Raw genomic sequence first — 15,726 nt, forward strand, 5'->3', positions numbered from 1 at the left:
TCCTGTTACTTCCTGCCAGCAGTCTTTGTATAGTTCAGCAGCCCGCCTGCCAGCACCATCTGCCGCTGCCGCTCTGTAAGCACAGCAGTAAGCTTATAGGATGTGCCCTTGGTCAGGTTCTCCATGGTAACGTCACAGCCCTTCTGGAGTTCCTCCTTGATATGGGGCAGGCACAAGTCGTCCATCTGGTCGATTTTGTCATAATCCGCTTCGTCTGTAAACTCCAGAGGGATAAGCCCAGCATTTGCCAGGTTCGCGCAGTGGATGCGGGCATAAGACTTTGCCACGACCGCCTTTATCCCCAGGTACAGGGGTACCAGGGCCGCGTGCTCCCGGGAAGAGCCCTGCCCGTAGTTGGAACCAGCAATGATAATGCCGCCCTCCTCCGCCTTGCAGCGCTGGGGGAACTCTTTGTCGCATACCCCGAAGCAGAACTGGGAGAGATAGGGAATATTGGAGCGGTAGGGCAGGATTTTCGAACCCGCGGGCATAATGTGGTCAGTGGTGATATTGTCGCCCACCTTCAAAATGGCCTTTTTCTGAATGGAATCCTCCAAAGGCTTTGCGATGGGGAAGGGCTTGATGTTCGGCCCCCGCTGAATTTCCACCGTCTCCATCAAGGCCTCCTCAATGGGGGGCACAATCATGTTATCGTTTATCAGGAACTCCTTAGGCATCTCAATTTTTTCCCAGCCCCCCAGGGTGCGGGGATCCGTAAACATGCCTGTGAGGGCGGAGGCTGCCGCCGTCTCCGGGCTGACCAGATATACCTGTCCGTCCGCCGTACCGCTGCGGCCTTCAAAATTCCGGTTGAAGGTGCGCAGGGAAACGCCGCCGGAGTTGGGAGACTGCCCCATGCCGATGCAGGGGCCGCAGGCGCACTCCAGCACCCGGGCGCCTGCCGCGATGATATCTGCCAAGGCACCATTTAAAGCCAGCATATTGTACACCTGCTTGGAGCCGCAGCCAATGGTCAGGCTCACATCCGGGTGTACGGTTTTGCCCTTTAAGATGGCGGCTACCCGCATCATGTCCAGATAGGAGGAATTGGTGCAGGAGCCGATGCACACCTGATCCACCTTGATGTCTGCCAGTTCCTCCACAGGCTTCACCGCGTCCGGGCTGTGGGGACAAGCTGCCAGGGGCACAAGGGTGGAAAGGTCGATGGTGAACTCCTCGTCGTATACAGCGTCCGGGTCAGATTTCAGCTCCACCCACTGATCCCCCCGGCCCTGGGCCTCCAGGAATTCCCTTGTAATCTCGTCTGAGGGGAAGATGGAGGTGGTGGCTCCCAGCTCTGTGCCCATGTTGGTGATGGTGGCCCGCTCCGGCACAGTGAGGGTGCTGATGCCCTCCCCGCCGTATTCAATAATTTTGCCCACGCCGCCCTTTACGCTCATCTTCTGCAGCACTGCCAGAATCACGTCTTTGGCGGAAACCCAGGGGGACAGGCGGCCTGTCAGGTTGATTTTCGTCATTTTCGGCATGGAGATATGGTATTCCCCGCCGCCCATGGCCACAGCCACGTCCAGGCCTCCCGCGCCGAAGGCCAGCATACCAATGCCGCCGCCGGTGGGGGTGTGGCTGTCAGAGCCAATCAGGGTTTTGCCGGGAATGCCGAAGCGCTCCAAATGAAGCTGGTGGCAGATGCCGTTGCCGGGCCGGGAGAAATAGATGCCATGCTTCTTGGCAATGGACTGGATAAACCGGTGGTCATCGGCGTTTTCAAAGCCGCTTTGCAAGGTGTTGTGGTCGATGTAGGCCACGCTTTTCTCGGTTTTCACCCGGGGCACGCCCATAGCCTCAAACTCCAGGTACGCCATAGTGCCGGTGGCGTCCTGGGTCAGGGTCTGGTCGATTTTCAGGCCGATATCCGCCCCCGCCTGCATTTCACCGCTGAGGAGGTGCGCCTCCAGAATCTTTTGTGCGATTGTTCTGCCCATACATTTTCTCCTTCCTTGCAGGCAAAAAAAGCCTGCTTTCACAAGATTTCTCTATGCTGACGAAGCCTGCCCCACACTATATAGAGGCGGCCCATATTTTTAGCCATACTCCTATTATCCCTGAAAAGCCTGTCCCTGTCAATGGCAGAAAGACAAATTTTGCAAGTTCTGAAAAAGAAAATTGCAAAAAGCGCGCTTTTCTCAAAAAATCAGCCGCCACATGCCCCTAAAAATGCAGGCAGTTCCCGCCAGACCTGGACAGCCAAATAGGGAAACGGCGCATCCCGCTGTTTTTTTCCTCCAAATGCCCCTTCGCAATACCAAACTGGGAACATCCCAGCATCATGGGAGCCACAGACATCTTTCTCCCAGTCATCTCCGCAGAACCAGACGGCAGAAGCCAGCAGTCTGGCCTTTTTCAAAGCAATTTGAAACAGCATAGGGTCAGGCTTGCGTATGCCGTATTCGCTGGAAGCCAGAACAAAGCGGAATTTATGTAAAGGGAAAAGCTTTTCCAGGCGGTATGTAAGGGCTTGGCCCGACCATCCGATGTTGCTGACAACCCCTGTAGGAATGCCCAGCCTGTCCAGGAAAGCCAGCAGTTCACCTATGTCGGGCATGGGCTTACAGAGGCTGGAATTCTCCATCAGCACACGTTCTATGCCGGAAAGGGGGAGGGCAGGTTCCAACCCTAGAACGTCCAGCACCGTCCGGAGCTGCTGCCACTCATGGGTTTCAAACCCGCCTTTGCGGGCGGCGGACAGGCTGCGGGACGCTGAAAAGCGCTGCCAAAGGCTGTCTGCCACCTGGCATGCCTGCTCGGGTGTAGCCCCGTCTGGATTCTTGTCAATATACTGGAACACGGCCCGCCATCCCCGCAGAAAATCCGGGGACGTTTCCTGCGCCAAAGTGCCGCCGTAGTCAAATAAAATCATTTCCGGTTTTTTCATTTTAGAAAAACGCCAGCTCCTTTAACCCAAAAATGAACAGGAACATGGTAAATACGGACAGCAGGGAGCTGAACACGACAAGCTGTCCGGCCAGCTTGTCGTCGCCCCCCATCTGCTGGGCCATGGTAAAGGAGGATACGGCGATGGGAGAGCCGAACACGGTCAGCAGTACCGCCAGGTGAGCGTCCCTAAAGCCCATCAGAATTGCCAGGGCTATAAACAAGAGGGGATAGGTCACCAGCTTGGCACCCAAAGTAATGCACAAATCCCGCACGCAGCGGCCTGTCTCCCCAAAGCTGAAGGAGGCGCCCAAAATCACGAAGGCCAAAGGCGTGGCGATGATAGACAGGTCTGAAACGGTTTTATACAGCACCGTAGGCAGTGGAATATGGAACACCACGAAAAGGATGCCTGCGGCGGAAGCGATAATCAAGGGGTTTGTGAGGATGCCCACCAGGATTTTCCACAGGCTGGGCTTTTTGCCGTTAAAAGATTCCAGGGAAATGACCGCCAGCATATTGTACAGGGGAATAATGACCGCTATCAGGATGGAGGCAAGCCCTGCGGCAGAGTCCCCAAACAGGGCTGTGCTGATGGGGATGCCGAACAGCACGAAATTGCTGCGGAACATGCCCTGGAGCATAACCCCCCGGCGGGCGTTGTCGTGCTCCAGGAGGATTACCAGGCACAGGGAGATAATGAATTGCAGCAGCACCCCCACCACCGCGAAGAGCAGCAGGCTCATATCAAAGCTGCTGGTAAGATCGGTTTTATAGATGTTGAAAAAAACCAGCAGGGGCAGGAACACTTTGAAAATCATATTGTTGGTCTGCCGCACAGAGGTTTCGTTCATAATTCCCGTCAGCTTAATACAATACCCCACTGCCAGCAGCAGGAACAGGGGCAGCACAATTTCCAGCGCAATGCGCAGGCTTTCCATGGAAACAACTCCTTTTCATATCCCGGTAAAGTTTGGATCTATAGTATATAGTGTAAGTATACCACGAAACTGTCCGGCAGGCAAACCTTTCTTTTCCGGAAAACGCCTGGCTTCCCCGGCTCGGCTTCTCAAAGCAAAACGCAGCGTGCAGGAGGGCTTTCCCGGTACACGCCGCGTTTTCCTTTTGCTCTTGTTTATTCCTCGGTTCCCGGGCTGTAGAATTTTTCGTTGGGCTGTGCGGACTTCCAATGGAAAACGCCCGCAATTTTGCTGCCTGCAAAGCACAGCGCAAAAGAGAGAATCATGGCAAGGCAGGCGTAAAGGGGGCCGTCCGGGGTGGTGAAGCCGGAAAGGGCCGCCGGCAGGAAGGCTGTGAGAAAGCCCCCCAGCATGCCGGCCCAGGCCCCGGCCCGGTTGATACCCTTCCAGTACAGGGACAGCAGGTAGGGCGCCAGGAAGGAGCCGGAGATAATCCCCCAGGAGTAGGACATCATCTCCAGGATAGGGGTGGGGTAGTTGGCGATAACATAGCTGAGCACCACAAAGGCTAGGCACAAGATGCGGGTGAGGGCAGCCAGATTCCTGTCCTCCATTTTTTTTGCAAAGGTGGCCTTCACCAAATCCATGGAGACAGTGGTGCAGGCAGTCAGGGTAATGCTGGAAAGGGTGGAGACAGAGGCGGAAATCAGCAGCACCAGAATCACGCCGATAAGCAGGTTGGGCAGTCCGGCAGAGTCCAGCATCAGGGGCACGATAAAATCCTTGCCCCCCTCGGGCATGGTTTCCCCGAAAAACAGATGGGACAAAGAGCCGATGAAATAGCCGCCCCCCGCCACCAGCAGGGCGAAAAAGGTGGAGATAATGGTGCCCCGCTTTACCTCCTTGCCGTCCCGGATGCCGTAATATTTATGTACCATCTGGGGCAGGCCCCAGGTGCCGAAGCTGGTCATCAGCAGGGTGGAAACCAGGGCCACAGCAGATTTCCCCGGCAGGGGCGCCATTTCGTGGGCTTTCATGTAGTCCGCCATGTTGGAAAGGCCCTGGTTCAGGCCGCCTACCTGGGGGGACAGCACCACCAGCACAATCAGGGCGGTAACGCCAATCATCATCACAAAGCCCTGGACGAAATCCGCTTTCAGGGTAGCCATGTAGCCTCCCAGCACCAGCAGCAGGGCAGAAGCGATGGCAATAATAATCATACATACCTGTTCGTTAATGCCCAGAATAACAGAGCAGACACTTGTAAGCCCCTTATAAACAGAGGCGGAATAGGGGATAAGGAACACAAAAATTACGATGCAGGAGAAAAGCCGTATGGCAGGGCTTTGAAAGCGCTTTTCAAAAAGCTGGGGCATGGATTTGATATCGTGCCGCCGGGTGATTTTCCGGGTACGGTTTGCCAGCACCAGCCAGGCCAGAAGGGAGCCGAAAACTGCGTTCCCAATGCCCACCAGCACGCTCCATAAGCCGTATGACCAGCCGGATCCGCCGGAATAGCCGATGAACATAACAGCGGAAAAATAGGCCGTTCCATAGGACAGGGCGGAAATCCAGGCTCCTGCGCTGCGCCCGCCTACAGTAAAGCCCGCCATATCGCTGCCCTTGCGGGAATAAAGGATTCCAATTGCCAGCATAAAGACGGCGTATACGCCAATCACTAGCCATATAGTCATTTGCTTGTCCATAACATTGCTCCTCCGCCAAACATAACCGCTTTTTTGATTTTATCAATTTAAAGCTTGCAAGCTTTAAATTGATAAAATGTTACCACATTTCCTGGAAAACCGCAAGGAAAATTTTTTGATATTGGGCAGGCAAGGGGGCTTTCATGCGTTTAGAAGAAAAATGGGACATGAAGGGGAAGTTGCGGTGTGTTTTTGGATACTAAAGCCCTGCGCATTCATAGTTTGTTCACAGTTGCGTTTTTCAGGTATACCCACGCAGCCTGCAAAAGCCTATTTTCTTAAGCCTCGCGATATTAAAGGCTGGCTTCCCCTTTCACGATTCCGTTGACGGGAAAAACGGAATTTGGTATAATGCTTACAATAGGGCATGCAAAGAGAATGCAGAATGAAAAATATGGAAGGAAGGAGCGATACCGGGCACAAAAGGCTGCACTAAGGCCTTTTGCGCACACCCTGTATCGTATGGCGATTTAAATGGAATTTGTAATTGTAACGGGCCTTTCTGGCGCTGGCAAAACCAGGGCCATGCACGCCATGGAGGACATTGGCTTTTACTGCGTGGACAATCTCCCGCCGGCAATGATTCCGGTTTTTTATGATTTGTGTGAAAAGTCTGAAGGCCTGGGCCGGGCGGCTGTAGTGACGGATACCCGGGGCGGGGAAATGTTCATGTCCTTTTTTACAGCCACCGAGGCTTTGAAGCGGGACAAAAAGCCTTTCAAAATTTTATTCTTGGATTCTTCCGATCAGGTGCTGGTTCACCGCTTTAAGGAAACCCGCCGCAAGCACCCCCTTTCCGATGACTTGAACGGCTCTTTGGAGCAGGCAGTAAAGCTGGAGCGAGATATGCTTAAACTGGCCAAGGAGAACGCTGATTTTGTCATGGACACCTCAGGATTCTCCCCGGCCCAACTGAAAAACCGCATTGCGGAGCTGTTCTTAAACAGCGCCGGCGACTCCCTCTCTGTACTGTGCATCAGCTTCGGCTTTAAATTTGGCATCCCCATGGAGGCAGATTTGGTGTTCGACGTGCGCTGCCTGCCCAATCCCTTTTACGACGAAAACCTGCGCCCCAAAACAGGCCTTGACCCAGAGGTGCGGGACTACGTAATGGATAAAGAGGAAACCCAGGGCTTTGCCGCCCGGTTTACGGATATGATAGACTACCTTCTGCCCCTGTATGCCCGGGAGGGCAAAAGCCAGCTTGTAATAGCTGTGGGGTGTACCGGCGGGCACCACCGCTCGGTGGCCCTGGCCCAGTATATGTGCGACCATTTGATCTCCAAGGGCGTGAAGGCCAGCGCTGCCCACCGGGATATGCAGAAATTCTGAAAGGGGAAGGTGACGGGCATGGCATGCATATTGGTAGCGGGCCTGCCTGCGTCGGGTAAAAGCACCCTGGCGGCGGCACTTGCGAAAGAGCTTGGTTTTCCCATGTTCTCCAAGGACAGCATGAAGGAGCTGCTCTATGACTCTGTAGGCTTCCAGTGCAGGGCGGAAAAGGTGGCTTTGGGTGTGGGGGCTATGGATATCCTGTATTACTGCGCCGGGCAGGTGCTGTCTCTGGGACAGTCCGTCATACTGGAAAACAACTTTGAAAACGCCAGCAAACCCGGGCTGCAGGCCCTGCTGGAAAAATACGCCTGCTCAGTGGTGACGGTTATGCTCACAGGAGATCCCCATGCCATTTACCGCCGCTTTTTGGAGCGGGACATGTCCCCCGGCCGCCATCGGGGCCATGTGGTGAACACTTGCTACCCAGAGCCGCTGGGAGAGCGCCCGCCTTATGTACCCCTTACCTTTGAGCAGTTTGTAGAAGGATTCCGGGCCAGGGGGATGGATGCCTTCGACGTGGGCGGCCCCCGGGTAACAGTAGATGTGACGGATTTTTCCCTGGTAGACATAAAAGCGATAGCAGAGGAAGTAATATCCCTATTATAACAGGGCAGGCAGGACAAAAAGGGGAGAACCCCTTTGGCAGAGTGTGGGGCAGGGCCTATTGGCCTTGCCTGTAAAGGAGGTGGGACAGGGTATGTCGTTTTCCGGCAAAATCAAGGCAGAACTGTGCAGGATAGAAATAAAGCGCCCCTGCTGCCTGGGAGCAGAGTGCTATGGGGCATGGCTTTTTTCCCGGTGCTTCACCCTGCGGGACAGCGCCTGGGTAACGGAAAGCGCCCCTGCCGCCAGAAGGGCCATGGAGCTTTGCGCCGCCGGGGCCGGGGTGTCTGCCCAGCTAAACTATGCGGTAAGCCGCCGGCAGAAGCCCGCCTACCGGGTCACACTGCCGGAGCTTTCCGCCCGCGCCCAGCTTTTGGAAGCTTTCGGGCACTCCGGGCAGGAAACCAGCCTGCGCATAAACCGCGCCCCTCTGGAGGAGGACTGCTGCGTGCAGGCCTTCCTGCGCGGGGCTTTCCTCACCTGCGGCACTGCTACGGATCCCAACAAGGGTTATCATCTGGAGTTTGCCGTGCCTTATAAGAACCTGGCAAAGGATCTCTACACCCTGCTGGGAGAGATTCCCGCCTTCCGGGCCGTTCCCGCCATTGTGCAGCGCAAGGGGGCCTATGCGGTATATTTAAAGGAGAGCGGGCAGATTGAAAACATGCTGGCCTATTTGGGGGCCTCCGGGGCAGCCATGGAGCTGATGCAGGTGAAAATGTACAAGGAGGCCCGGAACAATATTAACCGCAAGACCAATTTTGAAACAGCCAACATGGACAAGACCTTTTCCGCCTCTGCCCGGCAGACAGCGGCCATTGCCATCATCAATGATACGGTGGGGCTGGACAGCCTGCCTTCCCATTTAGGGGATTTAGCCCGGCTGCGCCTTTCCTATCCGGACATGACCCTCCGGGAACTGGGGGAGCGGCTTCATATCAGCCGCAGCGGGGTGAACCACCGGCTCCAGCGGCTGCTGGAGATAGGGGAAGAGATATTGGAGGAAAGAGGGATGGAGAACATCCTCTAAAACACGCAGAAAGGGGGAAAAACCATGCGCCTGCGGGATGCCATATTACCCCATGGGAATTTTAAGGTAGAGGGCAGCGGCAAGCTGAAAGCCGCGGTATACGGTGGCGCTGCCGCCATGATGCTGGGGATTTTCGGCCTGCTGTATCTTCTGCTGGGCTGGGCAGGCAGCGGCCCGCCGGAGGTGGGGACAGTCACCCTCAGCAGCCTGGATGTGGCGGTACAGCCTTTGCAAAACGAGATATACACCACGGAGAAAGGGGTGCGCCGGGACAAGCGGCGGCTGGTGCCCGGGGAAATCGGGGGAAAGGCCCCTGTGGTGGAATACGACCACTCCATCACCCTGCGCTTTGAGGGGAAAAGCGACAACGGGCCTTTTTATTTCGTGATTTATGACGAAAAGGAGCAGATATACTCGGAGAAAAAGGCAGAATTTGAATGCCCCCAGGAGCCAGGGCGCTACCTGGTGTGCGAGGAAACGTATTGGGGGCAGGAGAAGGATAATATTGGCATGGAGTATTACTTTTGGATAGAGGTTGGCTTGGAGGACATCCACTGATTTTGGCAGGAGGGCGTTTATGGGATTTGCACATCTGCACCTGCACACAGAATATAGCCTTTTGGACGGGGCCTGCCGGATAGAAAAGCTGCTGGATACAGCCCAGGCCATGGGCCACAAGGCGGTAGCCATTACAGACCATGGCTGCATGTACGGCGTGATTGACTTTTACAAAGCGGCAAAAAAGCGGGGGATTAAGCCCATCCTGGGGTGCGAAGTCTATGTGGCCAAGCGCACCCGGTTTGACAAAATCCATGAGCTGGACAGCGAAAACCGCCATCTGGTGCTGCTGTGCGAGAATGAAGCCGGCTACCGCAACTTAATGGCCATGGTGTCCAAAAGCTATGTGGAAGGCTTTTATAACCGCCCCCGGGTAGACTACGATTTGCTGCGGGAATATCACGAGGGCCTTATCGCCCTGTCCGCCTGCGTGTCCGGGGAAATTCCCAGGGCCTTGCTGCGGGGGGACTACCAGGGCGCGAAAGGGGCGGCCCTGGGCCTGCGGGAAATTTTCGGGCCGGAGAATTTTTATCTGGAGCTGCAGGACCATGGCCTTTCCGATGAAAAAGTGGTCAGCCCCGGGCTGATCCGGATTTCCCAGGAGACGGGCATTCCCCTGGTGGTGACAAACGACTGCCATTATATTTCTGCCGGGGACGAGGAGATGCACCGGGTGCTCATGTGCATCCAGACAGGCCGCACTATAAACGAGGAGGGCGGGCTGGAGTTTGGCTCGGGAGAACTGTATTATAAAAGCGAGGAGCAGATGCGGGCTTTGTTCCCGGAATATCCGGAGGCTGCTGACAACACAGTGAAAATCGCCAAGCGCTGTCAGGTGGAGCTGGAATTCGGCAAGACAAAGCTGCCCCGCTTCACCACCCCAGACGGCAGCGAAAACCTAGCCTTTTTCCAGCGCCTGTGCCGGGAAGGCCTTGAGAAGCGCTATGGCCCAAAGCCCGGGGAGGCTTTGGAGCGGCGGCTGCAATATGAGATTGACACCATCTCCCAGATGGGCTATGTGAACTACTATCTCATTGTGTGGGACTTTATCCGGTACGCCAAAAGCGTGGGGATTCCTGTAGGGCCGGGCCGCGGTTCCGGGGCGGGGAGCCTGGCGGCATACTGCACCGGTATCACCAACGTGGATCCTATCCGGTACGGGCTGATTTTCGAGCGGTTTTTAAACCCGGAGCGGGTGAGCATGCCGGACTTTGACATCGACTTCAGCGACGAGCGCCGGGATGAAATCATTGCCTATGTGCTGGATAAGTACGGCGCGGATCACGTGGCCCAGATTGTCACCTTTGGCACCATGGCGGCCCGGGGGGCCATCCGGGACGTGGGCAGGGCCATGGGAATCCCCTATGGCACAGTAGATCAGGTGGCAAAGCTGGTGCCCATGGAGCTGGGCATGACCCTGGATAAAGCCCTGAAAGGCTCCAGGGCCTTTAAGGAAAAATATGATTCAGACAGCCAGGTGCGGGCATTGGTAAATATGGCCCGGAAGGTGGAGGGCATGCCCCGGCACACCAGCACCCACGCGGCGGGCGTGCTTATCACAGACAAGCCTGTGATGGAATATGTGCCCCTGGCGAAAAACGACGACGTGGTAGTGACCCAGTTTACCATGACAGCCATAGAAGAACTGGGGCTTTTGAAAATGGACTTCTTAGGCCTTAGGAACCTTTCTGTCATTGAGAACGCGGAGAAGCTTATCCGCCGCCGGGAGCCGTCTTTTTCCATGGAACGCATTTCCTGGGACGACCGGGAGGTGTTCCGGATGCTGGCGGCAGGGGAATCTGTGGGGGTGTTCCAGTTTGAGTCGGCGGGCATGACGCGGCTGCTGGTGCAGTCCCGGGCAGAGGAGATAGAGGATCTTATCGCCATTATCTCCCTGTACCGCCCGGGGCCTATGCAGTTTATCCCCATGTACCTGGAAAACAGGCGGGATCCGGGCAAAGTGCAATATAAGCATAAGCTTTTAGAGCCTATTCTGGGGGTGACCTTTGGATGCATCATCTACCAGGAGCAGGTGATGCAGATTTTCCGGGATTTGGCGGGCTATTCCCTGGGAAGGGCGGATATTGTGCGCCGGGCCATGTCCAAGAAAAAGCATGATGTGCTGGAGCGGGAGCGGCAGGTGTTCCTCCATGGGCAGCAGGGGGAGGACGGCGCCTGGGAGGTGGAAGGCTGCCTGCGCCGGGGGGTGGACTTAGCCACAGCAGAGGAGCTTTTCAGGGAGATAGAGAACTTTGCCTCTTATGCCTTCAATAAGTCCCACGCGGCCTGCTATGCCATTGTGGCCTATGAAACCGCCTACCTGAAATGCCACTATCCCAAGGAGTATCTGGCGGCGCTGCTTTCTAGTGTCCTGGGCTGGGCCGGGAAGGTGGCGGAGTATACAGAGGAGTGCAGGCGGCTGGGCATCGCGGTGCTGGCCCCCCACGTGAACGAAAGCGACATGGGCTTTGCTGTGACGGAAAAGGGCATCCGCTTCGGGCTTCTGGCTGTGAAGAACCTGGGCCGGGGTGTGATTGCCCGGCTGGTGGAGGAGCGGGAAGCCCGGGGGCCATATACCTCCTTTTATAATTTCTGCCGCCGCATGGCAGGCAAGGACCTGAACCGCCGGGCCATTGAAAGCCTGGTGAAATGCGGGGCCTTAGACGGCCTGGGCAATAACCGCAAGGAAATGCTCCTGGCTGTGGAACATGTGCTGGAGGCCCTGGACAGCGCAAAGCGCCGGAACATTGAGGGGCAGATGGGGTTCTTCGACAACCCCCAGGCAGAGGATGGAGGGGATCCGCCCCTGACGCCAGCGGAGGACTTCTCCCACCTGGATAAGCTGACCATGGAAAAAGAGGTGACAGGGATGTACCTTTCCGGCCACCCTATGGCAGCCTTTTCCGGGCACTATGGCAAAGGGATGTATGCCCGTACCGATCAGGTGCTGCAAAGCGCCCAGGCAGGGGAGGGGGAGGCCCCCTTGTACCAGGATGGGCAGCGGGTGAAGATGCTGGGCATTATCACAGGGGTGCGCCGGAAAAATACCCGTTCCGGGCAGACTATGGCCTTTATCACCCTGGAGGATATGTACGGAGCCATTGTAGCCCTGGTGTTCCCCAAGGTGCTGGAGGGCTGCGGCATATTCCTGCAGGAAGGGGTTATAGTGGAGGCGGCGGGCCGGCTGAGCTTCCAGGAGGAAAAGGAGCCGGAGCTGGTGTGCATGGAACTGTCCCCTCCGCCGGAGGAGGGCGCAAAGCCACCAAGGCCGGGGCGGCAGGGGCTGTATCTCCGGATAGGCTCCCAACAAAGCCCTCTGTACCGTAAGGCCATGCAGTATCTTGCCATTTTTGATGAGGGGCAGACAGAGGTATACCTGCGGTTTGTGGACACAGGGAAGCTTGTGAAGGCTCCGCCACAATACAGGGCTTTTGTGAACCAGCCCCTGCTGCGGGCGCTGGAAAAGCTGCTGGGAGAGGAAAATGTGGTGTACCGCCCGCCTCAAAGAGGAAGCTGAAGGGGATGTCTGAAAAAATGGTACATTTGGGCAAAATCTTCCCGAACCCCCTTGATAAATTTCTGAAATTTGATATAATAGACGTTGATAATATTTGCAAAGAGGGCGAACCAGCTTCGCTTCATTTTGCGTTGGAGGAAGATAGAAATGGGTGCGAAAAGTATTGCAGTATTGACAAGCGGCGGGGATGCCCCCGGCATGAACGCTGCGGTGCGCGCGGTGGTGCGCTCCGCCCTGTCCTTTGATATGAAGGTGTATGGCGTAATGCGCGGCTACAACGGCCTTTTGCATGGGGACGTGAAGGAGATGAGCATGCGCAGCGTCTCCGATATTATGCAGCACGGCGGCACAGCCCTGTTCACTGCCCGCAGCCCGGAGTTCAACACCCCTGAGGGCGTGAAAAAGGCTGCTGATAAATGCCGGGAGATGGGCATTGACGGCGTGGTGGTCATCGGCGGCGACGGCTCTTTCCGGGGCGCGCGGGATCTGACCGGGGAAGGCATTTTGTGCATCGGCGTGCCGGGCACCATTGACAACGATATCGCCTGCACAGATTACACCATTGGCTATGATACCGCCCTGAACACAGCGATGGAAATGATCGACCGCATCCGCGACACCACAGAGTCTCACGACAGGTGCAGCGTGGTGGAGGTTATGGGCCGCCGCTGCGGTGACATTGCCCTGAACACCGGTATTGCTGTAGGCGCTATTGCCACTTTGGTGCCGGAAGTGCCCTTTGATTTTGAGAAGGATATTGTAGAGCGCATGAAGTTTGCCCAGAGCACTGGCAAGAAGCATTTTATTGTGGTGGTTGCCGAGGGCGTAGGCCACACCCAGGAGCTTACAGAGCGCATTCAGGAGGCCACCGGTATTGAAAGCCGGGCCACTATCCTGGGCCATGTGCAGCGGGGCGGTTCCCCCACCCTGCGTGACCGGGTAGTTGCCAGCCGCATGGGGTATCATGCTGTGGAGCTGCTGCATAACGGCATGTCCAACCGGGTGGTTGCCCTGAAGGGCGAGCAGGTTGTAGACTTTGACATTACCGAGGCTTTGAATATGCCCCGCGTCTTTGATGAAACCCTTTACCGGGTGTCTGCCCGGCTGTCCATCTAAATAATTCTATACATATTCGGAAAACCTCCGCCGCTCCTGGCTGGGCGGCGGAGGTTTTCTGTGCTGTGCCGGTCTGTTTCCCTTTTAGAAGGTCCGGCTGTGCTGGAAAGGGGCCATATGGAAGAAAAGCTGCAATATGCCGCTCTCAGCGGGGAGCTGCAGGCGCGCATCCGCCAAGACAGGGAAAATCACTGGGAAAACCCCTGGCAGTGCCGGGAGGAGGCTGCCCTGCGCCGGGATATGGAGCGGGACAAGGCCACCTTGTGGCGGCCTGCCTTTGTGCGGGACTCGGAAAAAATCATGCACCTGCCTCTATATAACCGCTATGCAGATAAAACCCAGGTTTTTTCCTTTTACGAAAATGACGATCTGACCCGCCGGGCGCTGCATGTGCAGCTTGTGTCCCGCATTGCCCGGAATATTGGCGCTGTGCTGGGGCTGAACCTGGATTTAATAGAGGCCATTGCCTTGGGCCACGATTTGGGCCACACTCCTTTCGGGCACGCTGGGGAGCGGTATTTAAGCGAGCTGCTGGAAGAACACACAGGCCGGTACTTCAACCACAACGTACACAGCGTGCGGGTGCTGGAGGGGATTTTCCACCGGAACGTGACCTTGCAGACACTGGACGGCATCCTCTGCCACAATGGAGAGTTTGCCCAGAAGGAATACAGGCCACAGCCTTTGGCAGGCTTTGAACCTTTTGATGAAAGCCTGGAGGCCTGCTGCACCCAAGGGGAGGAAGCTGTCAAAACGCTGGTGCCGGGCACCCTGGAGGGATGCGTGGTGCGGGTGTGCGACATGATTGCCTATTTGGGCAAGGACAGGCAGGACGCTGTGACAGCCCGTATCATCTCTGAGGACACACCCTTTACCACCCAGGCCATTGGCGCACAGAATGCTGCCATTATCAACAACATGACAGTGGATATTCTGGAAAACAGCTATGGGAGGGATTGCCTGCTTTTAAGCCCTCAGACCTATCAGGATTTAAAGACGGCTAAGGCGGAGAACTATGAGAAAATTTACCGGAATGAAAAGCTGAACGAGGCATATGAAACTTCTGTCAGGCCCATGTTCCGGGAGATTTTTGAAAAGCTGCTGGGAGATCTCCAAAAAGGGCAGAAGGCTTCTCCTGTTTTTCAGCATCACATCAGCTTTGTGCAGGAAAAGGTGAAATGGTATGGCGGCCCGGATTACCGGGAGGAGGATCCCTGCCAGATTGTTACAGATTATATTGCCAGCATGACAGACGATTATTTTCTGGCTCTGCACCATTTTCTTTTCCCCAAAAGCTCCCTGGGGATTCGCTATCACTCCTATTTTGCAGATTTGCAGTAAAAAGAGGGATGGCTCCTGCCGTATGCAAGAGCCATCCCTTTAGAAAGGTGATAGTGCGTTTATACACGTGTTACAGCTTTTTCTTTTTGTTCTGCACCATTTCCTCCAACTGCTGGAGGATCTCCATACTTGTCACTTCCTCCAGCAGGGAGGATACCAGACTGGGAATGGAGTCCTGGCTGAACACGGGGCTGCTTTTTACCTGCATAATGGCGTAAGCATCCGCCGTTACGCTGGGGATAAAGGTACGGGCATAGTTCTTAGTGCTCTGCACGAACCCAGCCACCTCAATAGCTTTTTTCTCCAGCATAGAGTTTAAAAGGATGTGGATGGACGCGGGCTTCCAGGTGCGATCAGGTGTCAGCTCAATGATCTCAGAGCGGGAGAGGGGCCTGTTTTCCTTCCACATCAGGTCCATAATCTCGTTTTCAGATTTGGTCAGCTTGAAATAGGACGTTTTTGTGTTTTTCATACGGAGCACCTTCGCTTTCTTAGGAAACAGGAATTTACGATTTAAATAATCATAGTTGATATTGGATAAATTGTCAAGAAACTTTTGGAAAAAAATTCGATTAAACCTAGGTTTTTTTGAAACAGTACGATACAATTTGTAAAATCTCATAGGTTTTTTCCAGAATGTTGAAAGTCCAGTTTGCACTAATTCATATTTTTTACGATTCTTGCGAAAAGAAATCTTGGACATAAGAT

12 protein-coding genes are annotated in these 15,726 nt (G+C 55.3%); 7 read left to right on the forward strand and 5 right to left on the reverse strand.

What is annotated here, in order from left to right; genetic code table 11:
* Positions 1-5: 5 nt before the first annotated feature.
* From D1841_RS00865 to D1841_RS00880, 4 genes are all read right to left on the reverse strand, one after another.
* Positions 6-1,943 carry an aconitate hydratase gene (locus D1841_RS00865; RefSeq protein WP_160641252.1) on the reverse strand — a complete coding sequence of 646 codons (1,938 nt, stop codon included), beginning with the start codon at positions 1,941-1,943 and terminating at the stop codon, positions 6-8.
* 209 nt (positions 1,944-2,152) lie between these two features.
* Positions 2,153-2,893 (reverse strand): HAD family hydrolase, encoded by a 741-nt coding sequence (locus D1841_RS00870; RefSeq protein ID WP_160641253.1) that lies wholly within the window; start codon positions 2,891-2,893, stop codon positions 2,153-2,155.
* Position 2,894: 1 nt separating this feature from the next.
* Positions 2,895-3,833, reverse strand: coding sequence for an AEC family transporter (locus tag D1841_RS00875; RefSeq protein ID WP_160641254.1), 939 nt, complete (start codon positions 3,831-3,833; stop codon positions 2,895-2,897).
* 194 nt (positions 3,834-4,027) lie between these two features.
* Entirely contained in the window at positions 4,028-5,518 is a 1,491-nt protein-coding gene (locus D1841_RS00880; RefSeq protein WP_160641255.1) for a sodium:solute symporter family protein, read from the reverse strand.
* A gap of 474 nt (positions 5,519-5,992) precedes the next feature.
* Between D1841_RS00880 and rapZ the strand changes: the two genes are divergently transcribed.
* From rapZ to D1841_RS00915, 7 genes are all read left to right on the forward strand, one after another.
* Positions 5,993-6,850, forward strand: coding sequence for an RNase adapter RapZ (gene rapZ, locus D1841_RS00885; RefSeq protein ID WP_160641256.1), 858 nt, complete (start codon positions 5,993-5,995; stop codon positions 6,848-6,850).
* 18 nt (positions 6,851-6,868) lie between these two features.
* Positions 6,869-7,459, forward strand: a complete 591-nt coding sequence (locus D1841_RS00890; RefSeq protein WP_160641257.1) for an AAA family ATPase — start codon at positions 6,869-6,871, stop codon at positions 7,457-7,459.
* A 91-nt stretch (positions 7,460-7,550) separates the two neighbouring features.
* Positions 7,551-8,486: a DNA-binding protein WhiA gene (gene whiA, locus D1841_RS00895; RefSeq protein ID WP_160641258.1), complete on the forward strand. Its 936-nt coding sequence runs from the start codon at positions 7,551-7,553 to the stop codon at positions 8,484-8,486.
* A 24-nt stretch (positions 8,487-8,510) separates the two neighbouring features.
* A complete protein-coding gene (locus D1841_RS00900; protein ID WP_160641259.1) occupies positions 8,511-9,044 on the forward strand; it encodes a hypothetical protein in 534 nt (177 codons plus the stop codon).
* A gap of 19 nt (positions 9,045-9,063) precedes the next feature.
* Positions 9,064-12,561, forward strand: coding sequence for a DNA polymerase III subunit alpha (locus tag D1841_RS00905; protein WP_160641260.1), 3,498 nt, complete (start codon positions 9,064-9,066; stop codon positions 12,559-12,561).
* 147 nt (positions 12,562-12,708) lie between these two features.
* On the forward strand, positions 12,709-13,677 hold the full coding sequence (gene pfkA, locus D1841_RS00910; RefSeq protein WP_160641261.1) for a 6-phosphofructokinase: 969 nt from the start codon (positions 12,709-12,711) through the stop codon (positions 13,675-13,677).
* A 99-nt stretch (positions 13,678-13,776) separates the two neighbouring features.
* On the forward strand, positions 13,777-15,018 hold the full coding sequence (locus D1841_RS00915) for an HD domain-containing protein (RefSeq protein ID WP_347563918.1): 1,242 nt from the start codon (positions 13,777-13,779) through the stop codon (positions 15,016-15,018).
* Positions 15,019-15,088: 70 nt separating this feature from the next.
* On the opposite strand, the gene D1841_RS00920 is transcribed toward D1841_RS00915, so the two are convergent.
* Entirely contained in the window at positions 15,089-15,490 is a 402-nt protein-coding gene (locus D1841_RS00920) for a BlaI/MecI/CopY family transcriptional regulator (protein ID WP_160641263.1), read from the reverse strand.
* Between the last annotated feature and the right edge of the window lie 236 nt (positions 15,491-15,726).

The organism is Neglectibacter sp. X4 (assembly GCF_009917365.1).
Lineage (GTDB): Bacteria > Bacillota > Clostridia > Oscillospirales > Acutalibacteraceae > Acutalibacter.

Coding starts and splice junctions, on each gene's coding strand:
- D1841_RS00905 (WP_160641260.1), top strand. CDS start 9,064: ATGGGATTTGCACATCTGCACCTGCACACAGAATATAGCCTTTTGGAC.
- D1841_RS00890 (WP_160641257.1), top strand. CDS start 6,869: ATGGCATGCATATTGGTAGCGGGCCTGCCTGCGTCGGGTAAAAGCACC.
- D1841_RS00920 (WP_160641263.1), bottom strand. CDS start 15,490: ATGAAAAACACAAAAACGTCCTATTTCAAGCTGACCAAATCTGAAAAC.
- whiA (WP_160641258.1), top strand. CDS start 7,551: ATGTCGTTTTCCGGCAAAATCAAGGCAGAACTGTGCAGGATAGAAATA.
- D1841_RS00880 (WP_160641255.1), bottom strand. CDS start 5,518: ATGGACAAGCAAATGACTATATGGCTAGTGATTGGCGTATACGCCGTC.
- D1841_RS00875 (WP_160641254.1), bottom strand. CDS start 3,833: ATGGAAAGCCTGCGCATTGCGCTGGAAATTGTGCTGCCCCTGTTCCTG.
- pfkA (WP_160641261.1), top strand. CDS start 12,709: ATGGGTGCGAAAAGTATTGCAGTATTGACAAGCGGCGGGGATGCCCCC.
- D1841_RS00865 (WP_160641252.1), bottom strand. CDS start 1,943: ATGGGCAGAACAATCGCACAAAAGATTCTGGAGGCGCACCTCCTCAGC.
- D1841_RS00870 (WP_160641253.1), bottom strand. CDS start 2,893: ATGAAAAAACCGGAAATGATTTTATTTGACTACGGCGGCACTTTGGCG.
- rapZ (WP_160641256.1), top strand. CDS start 5,993: ATGGAATTTGTAATTGTAACGGGCCTTTCTGGCGCTGGCAAAACCAGG.
- D1841_RS00900 (WP_160641259.1), top strand. CDS start 8,511: ATGCGCCTGCGGGATGCCATATTACCCCATGGGAATTTTAAGGTAGAG.